The organism is Wolbachia endosymbiont (group B) of Chorthippus parallelus (assembly GCF_947251815.1).
Taxonomy (GTDB): domain Bacteria; phylum Pseudomonadota; class Alphaproteobacteria; order Rickettsiales; family Anaplasmataceae; genus Wolbachia.
Genome location: NZ_OX366390.1, coordinates 593,545 through 607,070 on the forward strand (window position 1 = coordinate 593,545; position 13,526 = coordinate 607,070).

19 protein-coding genes and 2 tRNA genes are annotated in these 13,526 nt (G+C 33.8%); 19 read left to right on the forward strand and 2 right to left on the reverse strand.

The window, feature by feature from the left end:
* The first annotated feature begins 5 nt into the window (after positions 1 to 5).
* The gene (locus OPS21_RS02570) at positions 6 to 347 is read left to right on the forward strand and encodes a F0F1 ATP synthase subunit epsilon (protein ID WP_264336926.1); all 342 of its coding nucleotides are present in this window, start codon (positions 6 to 8) and stop codon (positions 345 to 347) included.
* Positions 348 to 659: 312 nt separating this feature from the next.
* On the opposite strand, the gene OPS21_RS02575 is transcribed toward OPS21_RS02570, so the two are convergent.
* A complete protein-coding gene (locus OPS21_RS02575) occupies positions 660 to 3,044 on the reverse strand; it encodes a coiled-coil domain-containing protein (RefSeq protein ID WP_265027696.1) in 2,385 nt (794 codons plus the stop codon).
* 428 nt (positions 3,045 to 3,472) lie between these two features.
* On the opposite strand from OPS21_RS02575, the gene fsa reads away from it, so the two are divergent.
* Positions 3,473 to 4,114, forward strand: a complete 642-nt coding sequence (gene fsa, locus OPS21_RS02580; protein WP_264336929.1) for a fructose-6-phosphate aldolase — start codon at positions 3,473 to 3,475, stop codon at positions 4,112 to 4,114.
* 527 nt (positions 4,115 to 4,641) lie between these two features.
* Here the strand turns inward: fsa and OPS21_RS02585 are convergent.
* Positions 4,642 to 5,109, reverse strand: coding sequence for a hypothetical protein (locus OPS21_RS02585; RefSeq protein WP_264336930.1), 468 nt, complete (start codon positions 5,107 to 5,109; stop codon positions 4,642 to 4,644).
* 149 nt (positions 5,110 to 5,258) lie between these two features.
* Here OPS21_RS02585 and carA point away from each other — a divergent pair, with 149 nt between their 5' ends.
* From carA to rplX, 17 genes are all read left to right on the forward strand, one after another.
* Positions 5,259 to 6,347 carry a glutamine-hydrolyzing carbamoyl-phosphate synthase small subunit gene (gene carA, locus OPS21_RS02590; RefSeq protein ID WP_264336931.1) on the forward strand — a complete coding sequence of 363 codons (1,089 nt, stop codon included), beginning with the start codon at positions 5,259 to 5,261 and terminating at the stop codon, positions 6,345 to 6,347.
* Between the two features lie 109 nt (positions 6,348 to 6,456).
* Positions 6,457 to 6,539 (forward strand) — tRNA-Tyr (locus tag OPS21_RS02595).
* A 4-nt stretch (positions 6,540 to 6,543) separates the two neighbouring features.
* Positions 6,544 to 6,614: transfer RNA gene (locus OPS21_RS02600), tRNA-Gly, on the forward strand.
* Between the two features lie 78 nt (positions 6,615 to 6,692).
* Complete coding sequence (gene tuf / locus OPS21_RS02605) at positions 6,693 to 7,865, forward strand: elongation factor Tu (protein WP_264336932.1); 1,173 nt, start codon at positions 6,693 to 6,695, stop codon at positions 7,863 to 7,865.
* 14 nt (positions 7,866 to 7,879) lie between these two features.
* A complete protein-coding gene (gene rpsJ / locus OPS21_RS02610) occupies positions 7,880 to 8,200 on the forward strand; it encodes a 30S ribosomal protein S10 (RefSeq protein WP_264337275.1) in 321 nt (106 codons plus the stop codon).
* A 9-nt stretch (positions 8,201 to 8,209) separates the two neighbouring features.
* Positions 8,210 to 8,932 carry a 50S ribosomal protein L3 gene (rplC, locus tag OPS21_RS02615; RefSeq protein ID WP_264336933.1) on the forward strand — a complete coding sequence of 241 codons (723 nt, stop codon included), beginning with the start codon at positions 8,210 to 8,212 and terminating at the stop codon, positions 8,930 to 8,932.
* Positions 8,933 to 8,934: 2 nt separating this feature from the next.
* Positions 8,935 to 9,549, forward strand: a complete 615-nt coding sequence (rplD, locus tag OPS21_RS02620; RefSeq protein ID WP_264336934.1) for a 50S ribosomal protein L4 — start codon at positions 8,935 to 8,937, stop codon at positions 9,547 to 9,549.
* Complete coding sequence (locus OPS21_RS02625; RefSeq protein ID WP_264336935.1) at positions 9,546 to 9,833, forward strand: 50S ribosomal protein L23; 288 nt, start codon at positions 9,546 to 9,548, stop codon at positions 9,831 to 9,833. The genes rplD and OPS21_RS02625 overlap by 4 nt, the downstream gene beginning before the upstream one ends.
* A gap of 1 nt (position 9,834) precedes the next feature.
* Positions 9,835 to 10,659 carry a 50S ribosomal protein L2 gene (gene rplB, locus OPS21_RS02630; RefSeq protein WP_264336936.1) on the forward strand — a complete coding sequence of 275 codons (825 nt, stop codon included), beginning with the start codon at positions 9,835 to 9,837 and terminating at the stop codon, positions 10,657 to 10,659.
* A gap of 3 nt (positions 10,660 to 10,662) precedes the next feature.
* Positions 10,663 to 10,947, forward strand: coding sequence for a 30S ribosomal protein S19 (gene rpsS / locus OPS21_RS02635; RefSeq protein WP_010404687.1), 285 nt, complete (start codon positions 10,663 to 10,665; stop codon positions 10,945 to 10,947).
* Between the two features lie 9 nt (positions 10,948 to 10,956).
* The gene (gene rplV, locus OPS21_RS02640) at positions 10,957 to 11,307 is read left to right on the forward strand and encodes a 50S ribosomal protein L22 (RefSeq protein ID WP_007302537.1); all 351 of its coding nucleotides are present in this window, start codon (positions 10,957 to 10,959) and stop codon (positions 11,305 to 11,307) included.
* Positions 11,308 to 11,346: 39 nt separating this feature from the next.
* Positions 11,347 to 11,967 carry a 30S ribosomal protein S3 gene (rpsC, locus tag OPS21_RS02645; RefSeq protein WP_264336937.1) on the forward strand — a complete coding sequence of 207 codons (621 nt, stop codon included), beginning with the start codon at positions 11,347 to 11,349 and terminating at the stop codon, positions 11,965 to 11,967.
* 11 nt (positions 11,968 to 11,978) lie between these two features.
* The gene (gene rplP, locus OPS21_RS02650) at positions 11,979 to 12,392 is read left to right on the forward strand and encodes a 50S ribosomal protein L16 (RefSeq protein WP_264336938.1); all 414 of its coding nucleotides are present in this window, start codon (positions 11,979 to 11,981) and stop codon (positions 12,390 to 12,392) included.
* Between the two features lie 11 nt (positions 12,393 to 12,403).
* Complete coding sequence (gene rpmC / locus OPS21_RS02655; RefSeq protein ID WP_264336939.1) at positions 12,404 to 12,607, forward strand: 50S ribosomal protein L29; 204 nt, start codon at positions 12,404 to 12,406, stop codon at positions 12,605 to 12,607.
* Entirely contained in the window at positions 12,600 to 12,830 is a 231-nt protein-coding gene (gene rpsQ / locus OPS21_RS02660) for a 30S ribosomal protein S17 (RefSeq protein WP_264336940.1), read from the forward strand. Before rpmC ends, rpsQ begins: the two co-directional genes overlap by 8 nt.
* A gap of 18 nt (positions 12,831 to 12,848) precedes the next feature.
* Positions 12,849 to 13,208, forward strand: a complete 360-nt coding sequence (gene rplN / locus OPS21_RS02665; RefSeq protein ID WP_007302542.1) for a 50S ribosomal protein L14 — start codon at positions 12,849 to 12,851, stop codon at positions 13,206 to 13,208.
* Complete coding sequence (rplX, locus tag OPS21_RS02670; protein ID WP_010404700.1) at positions 13,208 to 13,525, forward strand: 50S ribosomal protein L24; 318 nt, start codon at positions 13,208 to 13,210, stop codon at positions 13,523 to 13,525. The genes rplN and rplX overlap by 1 nt, the downstream gene beginning before the upstream one ends.
* The last annotated feature ends 1 nt before the right edge of the window (position 13,526 follow it).

The following is a 13,526-nucleotide window of genomic DNA, read 5'->3' on the forward strand; positions in this document are numbered from 1 at the left end:
AGATTATGAACACTTTTAAGGTGCAATTTTTTTCTCCTGATAATCGAATTTCATTCGATGAAGTAGTTTCTCTTTCAGTGAACGGGCTTAAAGGGGAATTGATGATTTTAGCCTACCATTCCCCTTATTTAATTTATTTATTGCCTAGTATAATTACTGTTCAAATGAGTAACCAGATAAAGGAGAAAGTTGTAATTGACAATGGTGTATTAGAGGTTATAAATAATGATTGTAGCATTCTAACAAATCAAATTCAGGTTTTTGATCATTTGACTCATGATGAGGAATCATTAAAAAATAAGAGAGTTGGTATATATTTAAGTTATCTTGATGTCAAATCTCTTTAGGGGCTCTTTTTGTGTTCAAGAAATGAGTTTACTCTTGTCATTTCCACGTTTGTTGTTCAGGTAGTTGACACACAACTGTACGAACATTATGGTTCAGGGAAGATGTCATTTCAGTATCTTCTTTCTTGTTATCCCAGTGCGTGACACTGGGATCCAGATATAAAAAGTATTTGCAAATCATGCAGTAAACAATAGTTCTTAAGAACATATGTCAAAAACAATGTCCAAAAACTAGATCCCAGTGTCACGCACTGGAGTGACAAGAGTTGGGTGACAAGAAGAAGCACTGGTTTCACATACATCTGAACAGTATTAAACACTTGCAAGCTGACTTTGGCTACACACCTTTGAGGGACTGCTGATTAAGTCTAGAAGTGAATTACAGTGATCGCTATGAAATGCGCTATCAAGGCTTAAAGACCTAGATTTTTTTTCTGAATCATCAATTTTCTCTGTAAGCTGGTAAAACATTTTTGAATTATTATCAAAAACTTCCTTTTTATTAACAAGTACTTGATCAATTACTGGACTTAACAGTTCTACTTGGCTATTTAAGTATTGCACTGTACCGTTTAGCTCTTTTCTTTCTCTAGTTATTCTTTCAATTTCCAGAGCTTTATTTCCAATTATTTCTGTCAAGTGCTCATTACATTCTTCCAATTCTTTAATCTTTGACTTCAGTAATTGATTCTCTTTTGTTTCTTCTCTCTTCTGCGACAACTGTTGCTTATACTTCTTAATTTGCTCATCTTTAAGCTCTACCTCGTTCTTTAACTCTTCATATTCCTGCTTTAGCTGATCTACCTCTTGTTTATAAGATTCCAGATTTGTGTTGTACTTATAATCTAAGCATCGAATTGTAGATTTTAAATCCTGTATATCTTTCCAATTTTCATCTAATATACCTCCTGCTTCCTCTTCCGCTTTTTTAAACTGTTTCAATTTATCTTCCAGTTTTTCATTTTTTGCATTAGCAATTGTTAACTTTTTCTCTAGATCTTTCTTTCCTTCATGTGCACTTTCAAGTTCTTGTATTTTCTCTTGCAGCTCTGTTGATATATTTTCTAGCTTCTCATCTTTTTGTGTTAGTCCAATTTGCAATTTTACGTTTTTTTGCTTTTCTTCTTCAAGTTTATTCTGTAAATCACTATTATGCTTTTCAAATTTTTGCTCAGCATCTTCGAGCCTACATTGTAAGTTGTTTCTCTGCTGATTTAACTCTCTAATTTCTTGCTCAGCCTCGTCGAGCCTATATTGTAAATCGTTCCTCTGCTCGTTTAATTCTCTAATTTCTTGCTTTTCTTTTCCAAGTTCATTCTGTAAATCACTATTATGCTTTTCTAACTCTTCAAATTCTTGCTCAGCCTTGTCGAGCCTATATTGTAAATTGTTCCTCAGTTCATTTAATTCTCTAATTTCTTGTTCAGCTTTTGTAAGCTTTTGATCTAGTTGTTGTGAGTTAACTTCTGTTTGCACTGCAGCTTCTTGCAAATTAACTTCTGTCTGAGTTTCAGTTTCTTGAGAGCCAATTCCTGTTTGAGTTTCAGCGTGCTGCACAGTAACCTCTGCTTGAGTTTCAATGTGCTGTAAACTAACTTCTATTTGAGTTGCAACCTCTTGTAAGTTCTGAGCTTCAGACTGTTGAGGGATAATTTCTGTTTGAGTTTCAATGTGTTGCACAGCAATTTCTGTCTGAATTGCAGCCTCTTGTAAATTAACCTTTGTTTGAGTTTCGGTTTCTTGAGAGCCAATTTCTGTTTGAGTCTTAACGTGTTGCACAGAGACCTCTGTCTGAGTTTCAGTGTGCTGTGAATTAACTTCTGTTTGAGTTGCAATTGCCTGAGTTGCAATCTGCTGTGGATTAACCTCTGATACATTGTTGCTAGTGAAAGAAAGAATAGGATTGCTTTTAGGATCATTTTCAAGATCTTTCATCTTTTCATCTTTATTGATTACGATATGTTCATTATTTTGCAGATTAATAACAGCTGGAGCATCTTTATTCTTTCCCAATAATGCTTTTACAGCATCGTGTAGAGAGAGGCCTTGAATATATAATTCCTCATTTTGTCTTATTAAATTCCAAAACTCCTCAGGTGGCGATTTAAAATCTTTACCATTAAACTGTAGTACTTTAGTTATACCAGAATTACTTACATTCATAACCATAGTACAGGTAACAGTTTTTCCATCCTTGTCCTGCACAGACCAAGTGCTTGTCATTTCATAATATGCACCCTCTTTAAATTCATAATGTCTTTCCTTACCTTTTCGGTAAGCGTATATGTCATGCTTTTTATCGCAATAGATATTCAATGTGCTAATATCCCTTTCTTGCTGTAAGATATCACTAATTCTTATTGGCTCACTTCTATTGTAATTAATAAGATTAATGTTTAACACTTTATCAGAATTGTTAGTTTCTACATAAAAAGCTCGAAGGTCTATGTCTTTGTCTCTAAAATACTTACTTACAGCTTTTTTTGCCTGATTTGCTAATTCTATAAAGTTTTTTTTAAAGCTCTTGTTGAAAGATAGATCTATATATGCTTGCTTCAAATTTTCATCATTTGTTAAATCCATGAACAAGTCATAAATCTCCCATTTGCTCTGATAGTATTCTTCTAGAACAGTAATGCTATTTTTTCTTTTCAGCTCTGCTAATATGTTTTTCAATGTCGGGAAATTTGTTGACATAGTATACCCCTTGTTACTATTGTTCTGGTAATATATTTACTTTAGGAGTGATTAACTCCTTTTATATTAACCTTTTTAGTTGAATTTAATTGCGAGCGTTAAACTCGATCTTAGTCATTTTGTTTATTGTTCCCCACTATCTATTTGTGTTACTATACTAATAGTATCACTAAGTTTTAGGCTATGCAAGAATTTCTATTGAACGTAAAGCTAGTAAACTTCAGAAATTGGTTATGCTAATTTTGTTAATAAAATGCAACCAATTCATGTTTATTACCAGAGGTATACTGTATCTCAGTGCAATATTTTCTTTCCTAACGGACTGAAAATTGAGTTGAGTTAAAAATCCGATTTTATTTAATACTTTTCAAAGATGAAAATATTTTGTAAAAATGGGTTTTGAATAGGACAATAATTAGGACAATAATATGGAAATTTTTCTTGATAGTGTTGATTTGAATGAAATTAAGGAGCTAAAAGAGTTCATTGATGGAATAACAACTAATCCTTCTTTAATAGCAAAGTCCGGGCATAAGGACAAATACGAAGATTTAGTAAGTGAAATATGCTCTGTTATAAAAGGGCCTGTTAGTGTTGAAGTTGTTGCAGATAGTCATGAAGATATGGTTAAGGAAGGCCTTAAGTTAGCAAAAATCGCTAGTAATATCGTAGTAAAGTTACCCCTTACACATGAAGGATTAATTTCTTGTAAAAAGTTGTGGACAGAACATAAAATACCTGCTAATATCACGTTATGTTTTTCTCCTGGACAAGCACTGTTTGCCGCTAAGGCAGGTGCTTGTTTTATTTCTCCCTTTGTTGGTCGCCTTGATGATATAAGCTATGATGGCTTATCACTAATAGAAGATATATGCACTATATATTCTAATTATAATTTTAAGACAAAAGTTCTTGTTGCATCAGTGAGAAGCCCAGCACATGTAATAGAAGCTGCAAGGATTGGCGCTGATTCAATTACTGTACCAGCAAAAATACTTAGACAATTAATTAATCATCCACTTACTGATCAAGGGCTCGCAATATTTGAAAAAGACTGGGGCGTAAAGTGATACATGATATTGCTATAAAATATAATATAAAAAGGACATATGTACCATCTGTCCTTTAAAGACATGCAGGTTAATGATATGCGTAATTCAGAATTTTAAACATAATGATCCTCCTGTTAATAAAAAAAGATTCAAAAAATGTATACAGCTACGACCGAAGTATAGCTAAAATATATTTTAACTGAAGATTATAGATTAATTGAATTGAAAAGCCTGCAGACGAAGATAGATTCCAAACTCTAGAACACCTTCATTACGAATAGTAAAAAGACTATCAGAATTTGTCAAGTAATTTTTATCGTAATTTTATGAACATGACGTACATCTGTATAGAGATTGAATATGTCATTTAGGTAGCCTCTTTGTTGTCATTCCAGTACTGAAATCCAGTTAGATTTGCGAGTATAAAAGTAATACAACATTTTTGATGATGGAAGCCATTACTAGGATGACAAGAAAGGAAGTACTGGTTTCAGTTTTTGTACGTTAGCCATGTATCTCAAATTTAATTATTTATAAATAAAAGATCACACTCCTTGGCTTTGTGATGGAATAAGTTTTTCAATGCTGTCTACACAAAACTCAGCCGTGTTGTTAGCTATTTCATCGAATTTATCATTTATATCCTTACCTATTTTTTCATCTTTAATATATTCATACAGAGCTAAAATAGCTATAGTTGAGCATATTGCGATGAAACCAACTTTTGCTGTAATAAGTAATGATAGCCCACCTGCAAGTATGGACACTGCTCCAATAGCTAGGTTTATAATTTTATTTTGTGTTGATTGATTCTCTTTATCCTCTAAAACGTTTGATATTGCTTTTGAGGCAATTTTTATTGCTATTGCTGTAGTTGAGATTATAACAAACATCATAGCTATTTTTGCTAAGAGAAAAATTGATGGTAGCATTATTACAAGAAAAAGTGAAGCACCTCCTATAAATAACCATTTCTCATTTATTTTTTTAGACTGATCTGTATTATTAGGCATTGCAACCCTCCACTTTCATTAACAGTTTATTCATATAATATGAAACATGCGATAGTCAAGATGTTTTTGTGTGGAGAAGCTTGCGATTGAGTTTTGGCATGTTATTTAAAATTCTTATATAATATTAAATTAGTTTAAGAGAGAGTTAAATGCAGAATGCAGCTTTAGTTTTACAAGATGGCAAGTGCTTTTTGGGAAAATCGATAGGTAAAAAAGGTAAATGTATAGGTGAGGTTTGTTTTACCACTGGTATGACCGGGTATCAACATACTATAACCGATCCTTCTTTTGCTGATCAAATAATAGCGTTCACTTTTCCTCATATTGGTAATGTTGGAATAAATCACAAAGATAATGAAGGAGAAAAAGTTTTTGCAAGTGGTGTGATTATGCGTGAACTTTCTCCTATGTCTCACTCTTCTTCATATATTAGTTTAAATGATTGGTTGGAGAAAAATAATGTAGTTGGGATATCGGGAATTGATACTAGAGCTTTGACGAGATATTTGAGAAAACATGGATCTCAAAATGGAATGATATGTCCGTCAAGTGAGGCACATATATTAGATGAATTGAAGAAATACAAATCTGTAAATGGAATAGAAATAACTAAGAAAGTCAGTTTAAGTAATAACTTTCAAAGCGCTCTTAATGCAAAATATAGGGTTGTAATTGTTGATTTCGGTGTAAAAAATAGTATAATCTCACGCTTAGTAGAAATTGATTGTACGGTTGAATTAGTCAAACCAGATACAGGTTTTGCTCACAAAATATTAAGCATGAATCCAGATGGTATAGTGCTTTCAAATGGCCCTGGTGATCCACAAGAGATAGGAGAGAGTGTAATTTCAGAAATAGAAATTATTGTGAAATCTAAAATACCAGTTTTTGGTATATGCCTGGGCCATCAATTACTTGCAGTTACTTTGGGGGCAAAGACTGTTAAGATGGATATTGGTCATCGAGGGAGTAATCATCCAGTTTATGATCTGGAGAGTAAAAAAGTTGAGATAACTAGCCAAAATCATGGTTTTGTTGTTGATTCAGCTTCTCTTCCAAGTAACGTTGAAGTTACTCATATTTCTCTATTTGATAATAGTGTAGAGGGAATAATGATGAAGGATTACCCAGTCTTTTCTGCTCAATACCATCCAGAAGAAGCGCCAGGTACGCATGATTCACATTATTTATTTAGGCGTTTTATTGATAATATTTTGTTATATAAAAGTAAAATCTAACTGAAATCAGTTAGATTAGCTTTTATTACTTGATCTTTTGGATTTGGATGTTTAATATTAGGGATAATAAAACTTAAGTTAAGGTAGTGTTCTCTTAACAGATTTTTGTGGAGGAGTGACCGAGTGGTTAAAGGTAACAGACTGTAAATCTGTCCGCGTGAGCGTACGTAGGTTCGAATCCTACCTCCTCCATTGTGCGGGTATAGCTCAATGGTAGAGCTCTAGCCTTCCAAGCTAGTGACGTGGGTTCGATTCCCACTATCCGCTCTTTTTTTTGTTGTATTTATATAAAATCAACATATTATTTATTGATGTATTTGTATTTTAGGTAGAAGAGTTAAAGTTATGACAGCGATAGTAGAAGCATTTGGAAAGCCGCATGTAAACGTGGGAACGATAGGACATGTGGATCATGGAAAGACGACGTTAACAGCGGCAATAACAAAACATTACGGGAATTTTGTAGCATATGATCAGATAGATAAAGCGCCAGAAGAAAGAAAGAGAGGGATAACAATAGCAACAGCGCATGTTGAATATCAAACAGAAAAGAGACACTATGCACACGTTGATTGCCCTGGACATGCTGATTATGTAAAGAATATGATAGTAGGTGCAGCACAGATGGATGCAGCAATATTGGTAGTGTCAGGGGTTGATGGGCCGATGCCACAAACGAGAGAGCATATATTGCTGGCAAAACAAGTGGGTGTTGGATATATCGTGGTATATATAAACAAAGCTGATGTTGCTGATGCTGATATGATAGATTTGGTGGAAATGGAAGTGAGAGAGTTGCTGAGTAAGTATGGATTTCCAGGTGATGAAGTGCCTGTGATAGTTGGGTCTGCGTTAAAAGCATTAGAGGATGATGGTAGTGAGTATGGAAAGAAATCAATAGATAAATTGATGGAGAAGTTAGATGAGTATGTGGCAGTACCTCCAAGGCCTATAGATTTGCCGTTTTTATTGCCAATAGAAGATGTATTTTCAATATCGGGCCGAGGAACGGTAGTAACAGGAAGAATAGAGAAGGGGGAGATAAAGACAGGGGATGAGATAGAGATAATAGGTCTGAAAGCGACGCAAAAGACGATATGTACTGGTGTTGAGATGTTTAAGAAGTTGCTAGATAAGGGAAGTGCAGGACTCAATGTAGGAATACTACTAAGAGGAACAAAGAGAGAAGAAGTGGAGAGAGGGCAAGTATTGGCAAAACCAGGGACAATAACTCCGCATAAGAAATTTAATGCGGAGGTGTATATATTGAAGAAAGAAGAAGGAGGAAGGCATACACCATTTTTTGGAAATTATCAGCCACAGTTTTATTTAAGGACAACGGATGTAACTGGGAGCATAAAATTGCTAGATGGAAAGGAGATGGTAATGCCAGGGGATAATGTAAGTATAGAAGTGGAATTGCAAGTACCAATAGCAATGGATAAAGGATTGCGTTTTGCGATAAGGGAAGGTGGTAGAACTGTTGGTTCTGGCGTTGTTTCGGAGATTTTAGAATGAGTATAGTAACTAAGATGAAGCAAGATATATATATTAGAATTAAAGCTTTCGATTGTTCTTTATTGGAAAAGTGTATTCGGGAGTTTATTGATCAATTAAAGCAGTTTAATGCAGATTTATCTGGTCCGATTGCGTTGCCAAGAAAAGATTCTAAATTTATTGTTAATAGGTCTCCTCATGTTGATAAAAAATCTCGCGAGCAATTTGAAATGAGAATTTCTAAGCGGTTAATTATTGTACATAATCCTACTTCTACTATGATGAAGATGCTTGCAGATTTATCTTTTTCTGCTGGTGTAGAAGTGGATTTAAAGGTTAAGGAAGTTAATATTTAGGAAAAGAAAATGAAGAGAATAAATTCGCTTAGGAGAGTTGGTTTATTAATGACTAATGTTGGCCATACTGCTATGTATTTTGATAATAGTCGCATGGCTGTAACTTTACTGCATCTCAGCGAAACTTGTATTATCGATATAAAAGGACAAGATAAATGTGGCTACAATTCAGTCATTTTAGGCACGGGGGATTTAAAAAAAATAGCAAAACCTCAGTTGGAATATTTAAAGAAAAAGGGTATAAATAGTAAATGTAAATTATACGAAAGTAGATTAATTGATCTATTAGGAATAGAATGTGGTAAAAAGGTGGGGGTTAATCATTTTGTAGTTGGTCAATATCTTGATATTACGGGTTATTCTTTAGGTAAAGGGTTTGCTGGTGTGATGAAGCGGCATAACTTCAGTGGGCTTAGGGCATCTCATGGTGTTTCTATTGCTCATAGATCGCAAGGTTCTACTGGTCAATGTCAAGATCCTGGTAGAGTATTCAAGGGGAAGAAGATGGCTGGTCATTTAGGTAATAGCAGAGTAACTGTACAGAATATGAAAATATTATCCATTGATTATGAAAATAGCATAATTGCTGTAAAGGGTAATAATGTTCCTGGATTTAAAAACTCTTATGTTTTTGTGAGAGATGCAGTTAAAAAGCCTTTACATAAAGATGTTCCTTTTCCAGTAGGTCTGCTGTTGAATACGAGTGATGATGCTAATAATTTGGTGAGTTAGTTATGGAATGTGAATTAGTTGATCTATCTAATAATAATGTAGGTAGTGTTGAGCTTAATCCCTTGATATTTTCTGCCAAGCAAAAATTGAGTATTTTGCATGATATAGTGAGATGGCAATTAGCAAAGAGAAGAGTTGGTGCTCATAAAACAAAGGGTATCAGTGATGTTTCTGGTACAACAGCTAAACCGTATGGTCAAAAACGTACCGGTAGGGCGAGACAGGGGAGCTTGCGATCTCCTCAATTTAGAGGTGGTGGAATTATTTTTGGCCCTGTTGTGAGGAGTCATGCTTATTCTCTTAATAAAAAAGTACGCAAATTTGGTTTGAAAATTGCTTTATCTCTAAAATATTTAAACAATCAAATTATTGTTCTTGATAGTTTAAATGTTGATGTGAAGAAAACATCTAAAATGTGTGAATATATTAAAAATTTTAAATTTTCTTCTTTTTTAATAGTTGGTGATTATGGAGATGATTTATTGCGTGCTGCTAAAAATTTGCACTATGTAGATTTAATCAAACCTATTGGGTTAAATGTTTTTGATATATTGAATCACGAATGCGTGATGTTAACAAAGGACACTTTAAAGCATCTTGAAGGTAGATTGTTATGATTAAATATAATAATATAATAAAATCTTCTATAATCACAGAAAAGGCTTCTCTTTTAAGAGAGAAGTTTAATAAATACTCTTTGTATGTTTTTGTAAATGTAAATAAGCGTCAAATAAAATCGGCAATAGAGTCTTTATTTAATGTCAAAACTTCTTCTATAAATGTTATTAGAATTAAACCTAAATATAGACGTTTCAGGGGTGTGATTGGTTGTAAAAAACAGAGAAAAAAGGTTTATTTTTCTTTGATAGATGGTCAAAAATTAGATATAATAAGCGTTTAATATGGGTATGAAATTTTTTAATCCTGTTACTCCGTCTTCTCGTGGGACTATATTAATAAGTAAAATTGGTTTATCAAAAGATAAGCCGGAGAAGTCTCTTGTATTTGGCAAGAAATCCAGTGGTGGAAGAAATAATCATGGTAGAATTACAACTCGTCACAGGGGTGGTGGTCACAAGAAGAAGTATAGAGTTATAGATTTTAAACGTAATAGAAGTGATCAGGGTATAGTTGAGAAAATAGAGTATGATCCAAATAGAAGTGGGTTTTTAGCATTAATATCATATAAGGAAGATGATACTAAATCTTATATATTAGCTCCTCAAGGTATGAAGCCTGGTGATGTTGTGACAGCTGGAGATGATGCTGATATTTTGCCAGGGAATTGTTTACTACTCAAGCATATACCTGTTGGTTCTTTCGTTCATAATGTTGAGCTGAAGCCAGGTGGTGGTGCTGCGATTGCTAGAGCTGCTGGTTGTTATGCACAAATCGTTGGTCGTGATGGCCAATATGTTTTATTAAGACTCAGGTCTGGTCAAATTAGGTTGATTTTATCTTCTTGCAAGGCTACTATTGGTGTAGTATCTAACCCTGACCATAAGAATAGAAAGTTGGGTAAAGCTGGGAGAAGTAGGTGGCTTGGGATTAGACCTACTGTACGTGGAGTTGCAATGAATCCGGTTGACCATCCTCATGGAGGTGGAGAGGGAAAAACTTCTGGCGGTCGTCATCCTGTTACTCCTTGGGGTGTTGCAACAAAAGGAAAGAAAACTAGGAAAAAAAATAAATCTAGTGATAAGTATATAAAAAAATTGAAAGGTTAATTTATGAGTAGATCTGTATGGAAACCACCTTTTTTACACCCATCTGTACTAAGATTAGTTCAGAGAGCTTTAAAAGAGGGTTCTATTAATAAGGTGATAAAAATTCATTCCAGGGCTTCTGTAATTCTTCCTAATTGTTTGGGTTTAAAATTTGCTGTTTATAATGGTAAAGATTACATTCCTGTTAGTGTTGATAATCAGAATATGATAGGTCATAAATTCGGTGAATTTTCACCTACTCGTAAATTTACTGGGCATGGTGGTGATAAAAAGGCAACAAGAAGGTAGGCAATTGATATGAAAAATAGGGATATAATAGTTGAGGCTGGTTCTAAGGTTTTAAGATCAACTCCTCGCAAATTAAATTTGGTTGCTGATTTAGTGCGTAATAAAAAAGTTTCTTTTGCTAATGTACAATTAAGATTTTGTGAAAAAAAGGCTGCCGGTTTTATAATGAAGGTGTTGAATTCTGCAATTGCTAATGCTCAAAATAATTATGGATTGAACGTTGATAATTTATATATAAAGGAAATTTTAATAGGTAAGTCACTTACTTTGCGTAGAGTATATCCAAAAGCTATGGGTAGGGCTAATAGAATGAGCAAATTTTATAGTAATATAACTATAAAATTGAAAGAAATTGTATGATTTATAGAAATGGAAAATTAATAAGGAAAGTGTAAAAATATGGGACAGAAGGTTAATCCTAAAGTATTTAGATTGCAAATAAATAGTAATACCTGGGATTCTGTTTGGTGTGCTACGGACGATTATAAACAGAAATTGCATCAAGATCTATTTATTCGCAGTTATATAAATGAATCCTTTAAGCATGCTGGTATTTCTAAAGTAACTGTAGAGCGTACAGTTACTTTAGTGTCTGTAATAATACATTCTTCTAAACCTGGGGTTATAATAGGTAAGAAAGGTTTGGATGTTGAGAAGATAAAGCAAAAAATAGCTAAAAAAGTAGAAAGTAGTGTTGAAGTGAATGTAGTAGGAGTTAAAAAGTCTGAAATAGATGCAGTTTTAATATCAAGGAGTATTACACATCAGCTAGAAAAAAGGATTTCATGTAGAAGAGCGATGAAAAAAGCTATTCAAAATTGTTTGAAGATGGGTGCTGAGGGTATTAAAGTAAGTTGCTCTGGGCGTCTTGGCGGAGCTGAAATAGCTCGTACTGAATGGTACAAAGAAGGTCGTTTGCCTTTACACACTTTGCGTGCTAATATAGATTATGCTTTTTGTGAAGCAAAAACTATATGTGGTATTATAGGAGTTAAAGTTTGGGTTTATATTGGTAGTTAAGGTGTATTGAAATGTTTGTTCCCAAAAAGAGTAAATATAAAAAGGCATTTAAGGGGAGAATTAAGGGTAATGCGAAGGGTGGTAGTACACTATCTTTTGGCGATTATGGCTTAAAAGCTTTGGAAGCAGGTAAGATTCAGTCTAAGCATATTGAAACTGCAAGGCGTATAATATCTAGAACGTTAAAACGCTCTGGTAAAGTGTGGATAAGAATTTTTCCTGATACTCCGGTTAGTAAGAAGCCGGCAGATGTGCGTATGGGTAAAGGGAAAGGTAGTGTTGAATTTTGGGTATTTAAAGCTAAGCCAGGTAGGATTTTGTTTGAAATTAGCAGTGATGTTCCCATGCCTTTAGCAAGGTTGGCGCTTGAAAAAGCGACTGCCAAGCTTCCTATGAAATGTAAATTTATATCTAATCATAATTGAATGGAGTTGCAATGGATATAGTTGAAATTGAATCAAAAGCCTCAAAAGAATTGCATGAAATTCTTTTGAGCTTGAGGAAAGAATTTGTTAATTTGGCTTTTCAAAAAAAACTGGGCCAGTGCAACAATTTTTCGCGTTTTAGCTTAATAAGAAAGAGCATAGCTCGTAGTCTGACTGTACTAAATAGAAGAAAGAGAGAGGGAAAAAATGCCTAAGAAGGTTTTTTGTGGTGTCGTAACTAAGGCTGACTCTGATAAGACTGTAAAGGTTTCGGTGTTACAAGTGTATAAGGATAGGCTGTATAAAAAAGTTATTAAAAAATACAAGAAGTATACAGCACATGATGAGAATAATAGTTGCAAAAAGGGAGATAGGGTTTTAATACAGGAACATAAGCCTATTTCTGTTACTAAAAAATGGGTTGTTATCAATAGCTAAAAAGGAATAGGTATTTATATGATTCAAAAAAATACATTGTTAGAAGTAGCTGATAATTCTGGTGCGCGTGCAGTGCTTTGTATTGGCTTGTTAGGTGGTAGGAAATCTGCATCTGTAGGTGATACGATTATTATATCTACTAAGTCTATTAACCCAAAAGGTAAAGTTGAAAAAGGAAAAGTATATAAAGCAGTTGTTGTTAGAGTAAAAAATAGTGTTAAGAAATCTGATGGTTCTGTAATTCGTTTTTCTAGCAATGCTGTGGTTTTAATTAATGATCAAGGTGAACCACTTGGCACTCGGGTGTTTGGTCCAGTAAAAAAGTTGTTATCTGGTTCTTTTATGAAAATAATGTCATTAGCTGATGAGGTTTTATAATGAGTGCTAAAATAAAAAGTGGTGATGATATTATAGTTTTAACTGGTAAAGATAAGAGAAAAATTGGTAAGGTAATCAAAGTTATAATACGTGATGCTAAAAAGAAAGTAGTTGTTTCTGGCGTAAATGTGTGTAAGAGACATACTAAACCAAGAGCTGGTAGTGGTGGTGGTATATTGAATAAAGAGTTAGCTATTGATGTATCCAATGTTGCAATATTGGATCCTAAGTGTAAAACTCCAACTAAAGTAGGATTTAAGATTATAGATGGTAGAAAAGTGCGTTTTGCAAAAGTTTCTGGAGAAGTGATAGATTAGG

Excerpts from the sequence above, each read along its gene's own strand:
- OPS21_RS02570 (WP_264336926.1), top strand. The coding sequence starts at position 6 with ATGAACACTTTTAAGGTGCAATTTTTTTCTCCTGATAATCGAATTTCA.
- OPS21_RS02575 (WP_265027696.1), bottom strand. The coding sequence starts at position 3,044 with ATGTCAACAAATTTCCCGACATTGAAAAACATATTAGCAGAGCTGAAA.
- fsa (WP_264336929.1), top strand. The coding sequence starts at position 3,473 with ATGGAAATTTTTCTTGATAGTGTTGATTTGAATGAAATTAAGGAGCTA.
- OPS21_RS02585 (WP_264336930.1), bottom strand. The coding sequence starts at position 5,109 with ATGCCTAATAATACAGATCAGTCTAAAAAAATAAATGAGAAATGGTTA.
- carA (WP_264336931.1), top strand. The coding sequence starts at position 5,259 with ATGCAGAATGCAGCTTTAGTTTTACAAGATGGCAAGTGCTTTTTGGGA.
- tuf (WP_264336932.1), top strand. The coding sequence starts at position 6,693 with ATGACAGCGATAGTAGAAGCATTTGGAAAGCCGCATGTAAACGTGGGA.
- rpsJ (WP_264337275.1), top strand. The coding sequence starts at position 7,880 with ATGAAGCAAGATATATATATTAGAATTAAAGCTTTCGATTGTTCTTTA.
- rplC (WP_264336933.1), top strand. The coding sequence starts at position 8,210 with ATGAAGAGAATAAATTCGCTTAGGAGAGTTGGTTTATTAATGACTAAT.
- rplD (WP_264336934.1), top strand. The coding sequence starts at position 8,935 with ATGGAATGTGAATTAGTTGATCTATCTAATAATAATGTAGGTAGTGTT.
- OPS21_RS02625 (WP_264336935.1), top strand. The coding sequence starts at position 9,546 with ATGATTAAATATAATAATATAATAAAATCTTCTATAATCACAGAAAAG.
- rplB (WP_264336936.1), top strand. The coding sequence starts at position 9,835 with ATGGGTATGAAATTTTTTAATCCTGTTACTCCGTCTTCTCGTGGGACT.
- rpsS (WP_010404687.1), top strand. The coding sequence starts at position 10,663 with ATGAGTAGATCTGTATGGAAACCACCTTTTTTACACCCATCTGTACTA.
- rplV (WP_007302537.1), top strand. The coding sequence starts at position 10,957 with ATGAAAAATAGGGATATAATAGTTGAGGCTGGTTCTAAGGTTTTAAGA.
- rpsC (WP_264336937.1), top strand. The coding sequence starts at position 11,347 with ATGGGACAGAAGGTTAATCCTAAAGTATTTAGATTGCAAATAAATAGT.
- rplP (WP_264336938.1), top strand. The coding sequence starts at position 11,979 with ATGTTTGTTCCCAAAAAGAGTAAATATAAAAAGGCATTTAAGGGGAGA.
- rpmC (WP_264336939.1), top strand. The coding sequence starts at position 12,404 with ATGGATATAGTTGAAATTGAATCAAAAGCCTCAAAAGAATTGCATGAA.
- rpsQ (WP_264336940.1), top strand. The coding sequence starts at position 12,600 with ATGCCTAAGAAGGTTTTTTGTGGTGTCGTAACTAAGGCTGACTCTGAT.
- rplN (WP_007302542.1), top strand. The coding sequence starts at position 12,849 with ATGATTCAAAAAAATACATTGTTAGAAGTAGCTGATAATTCTGGTGCG.
- rplX (WP_010404700.1), top strand. The coding sequence starts at position 13,208 with ATGAGTGCTAAAATAAAAAGTGGTGATGATATTATAGTTTTAACTGGT.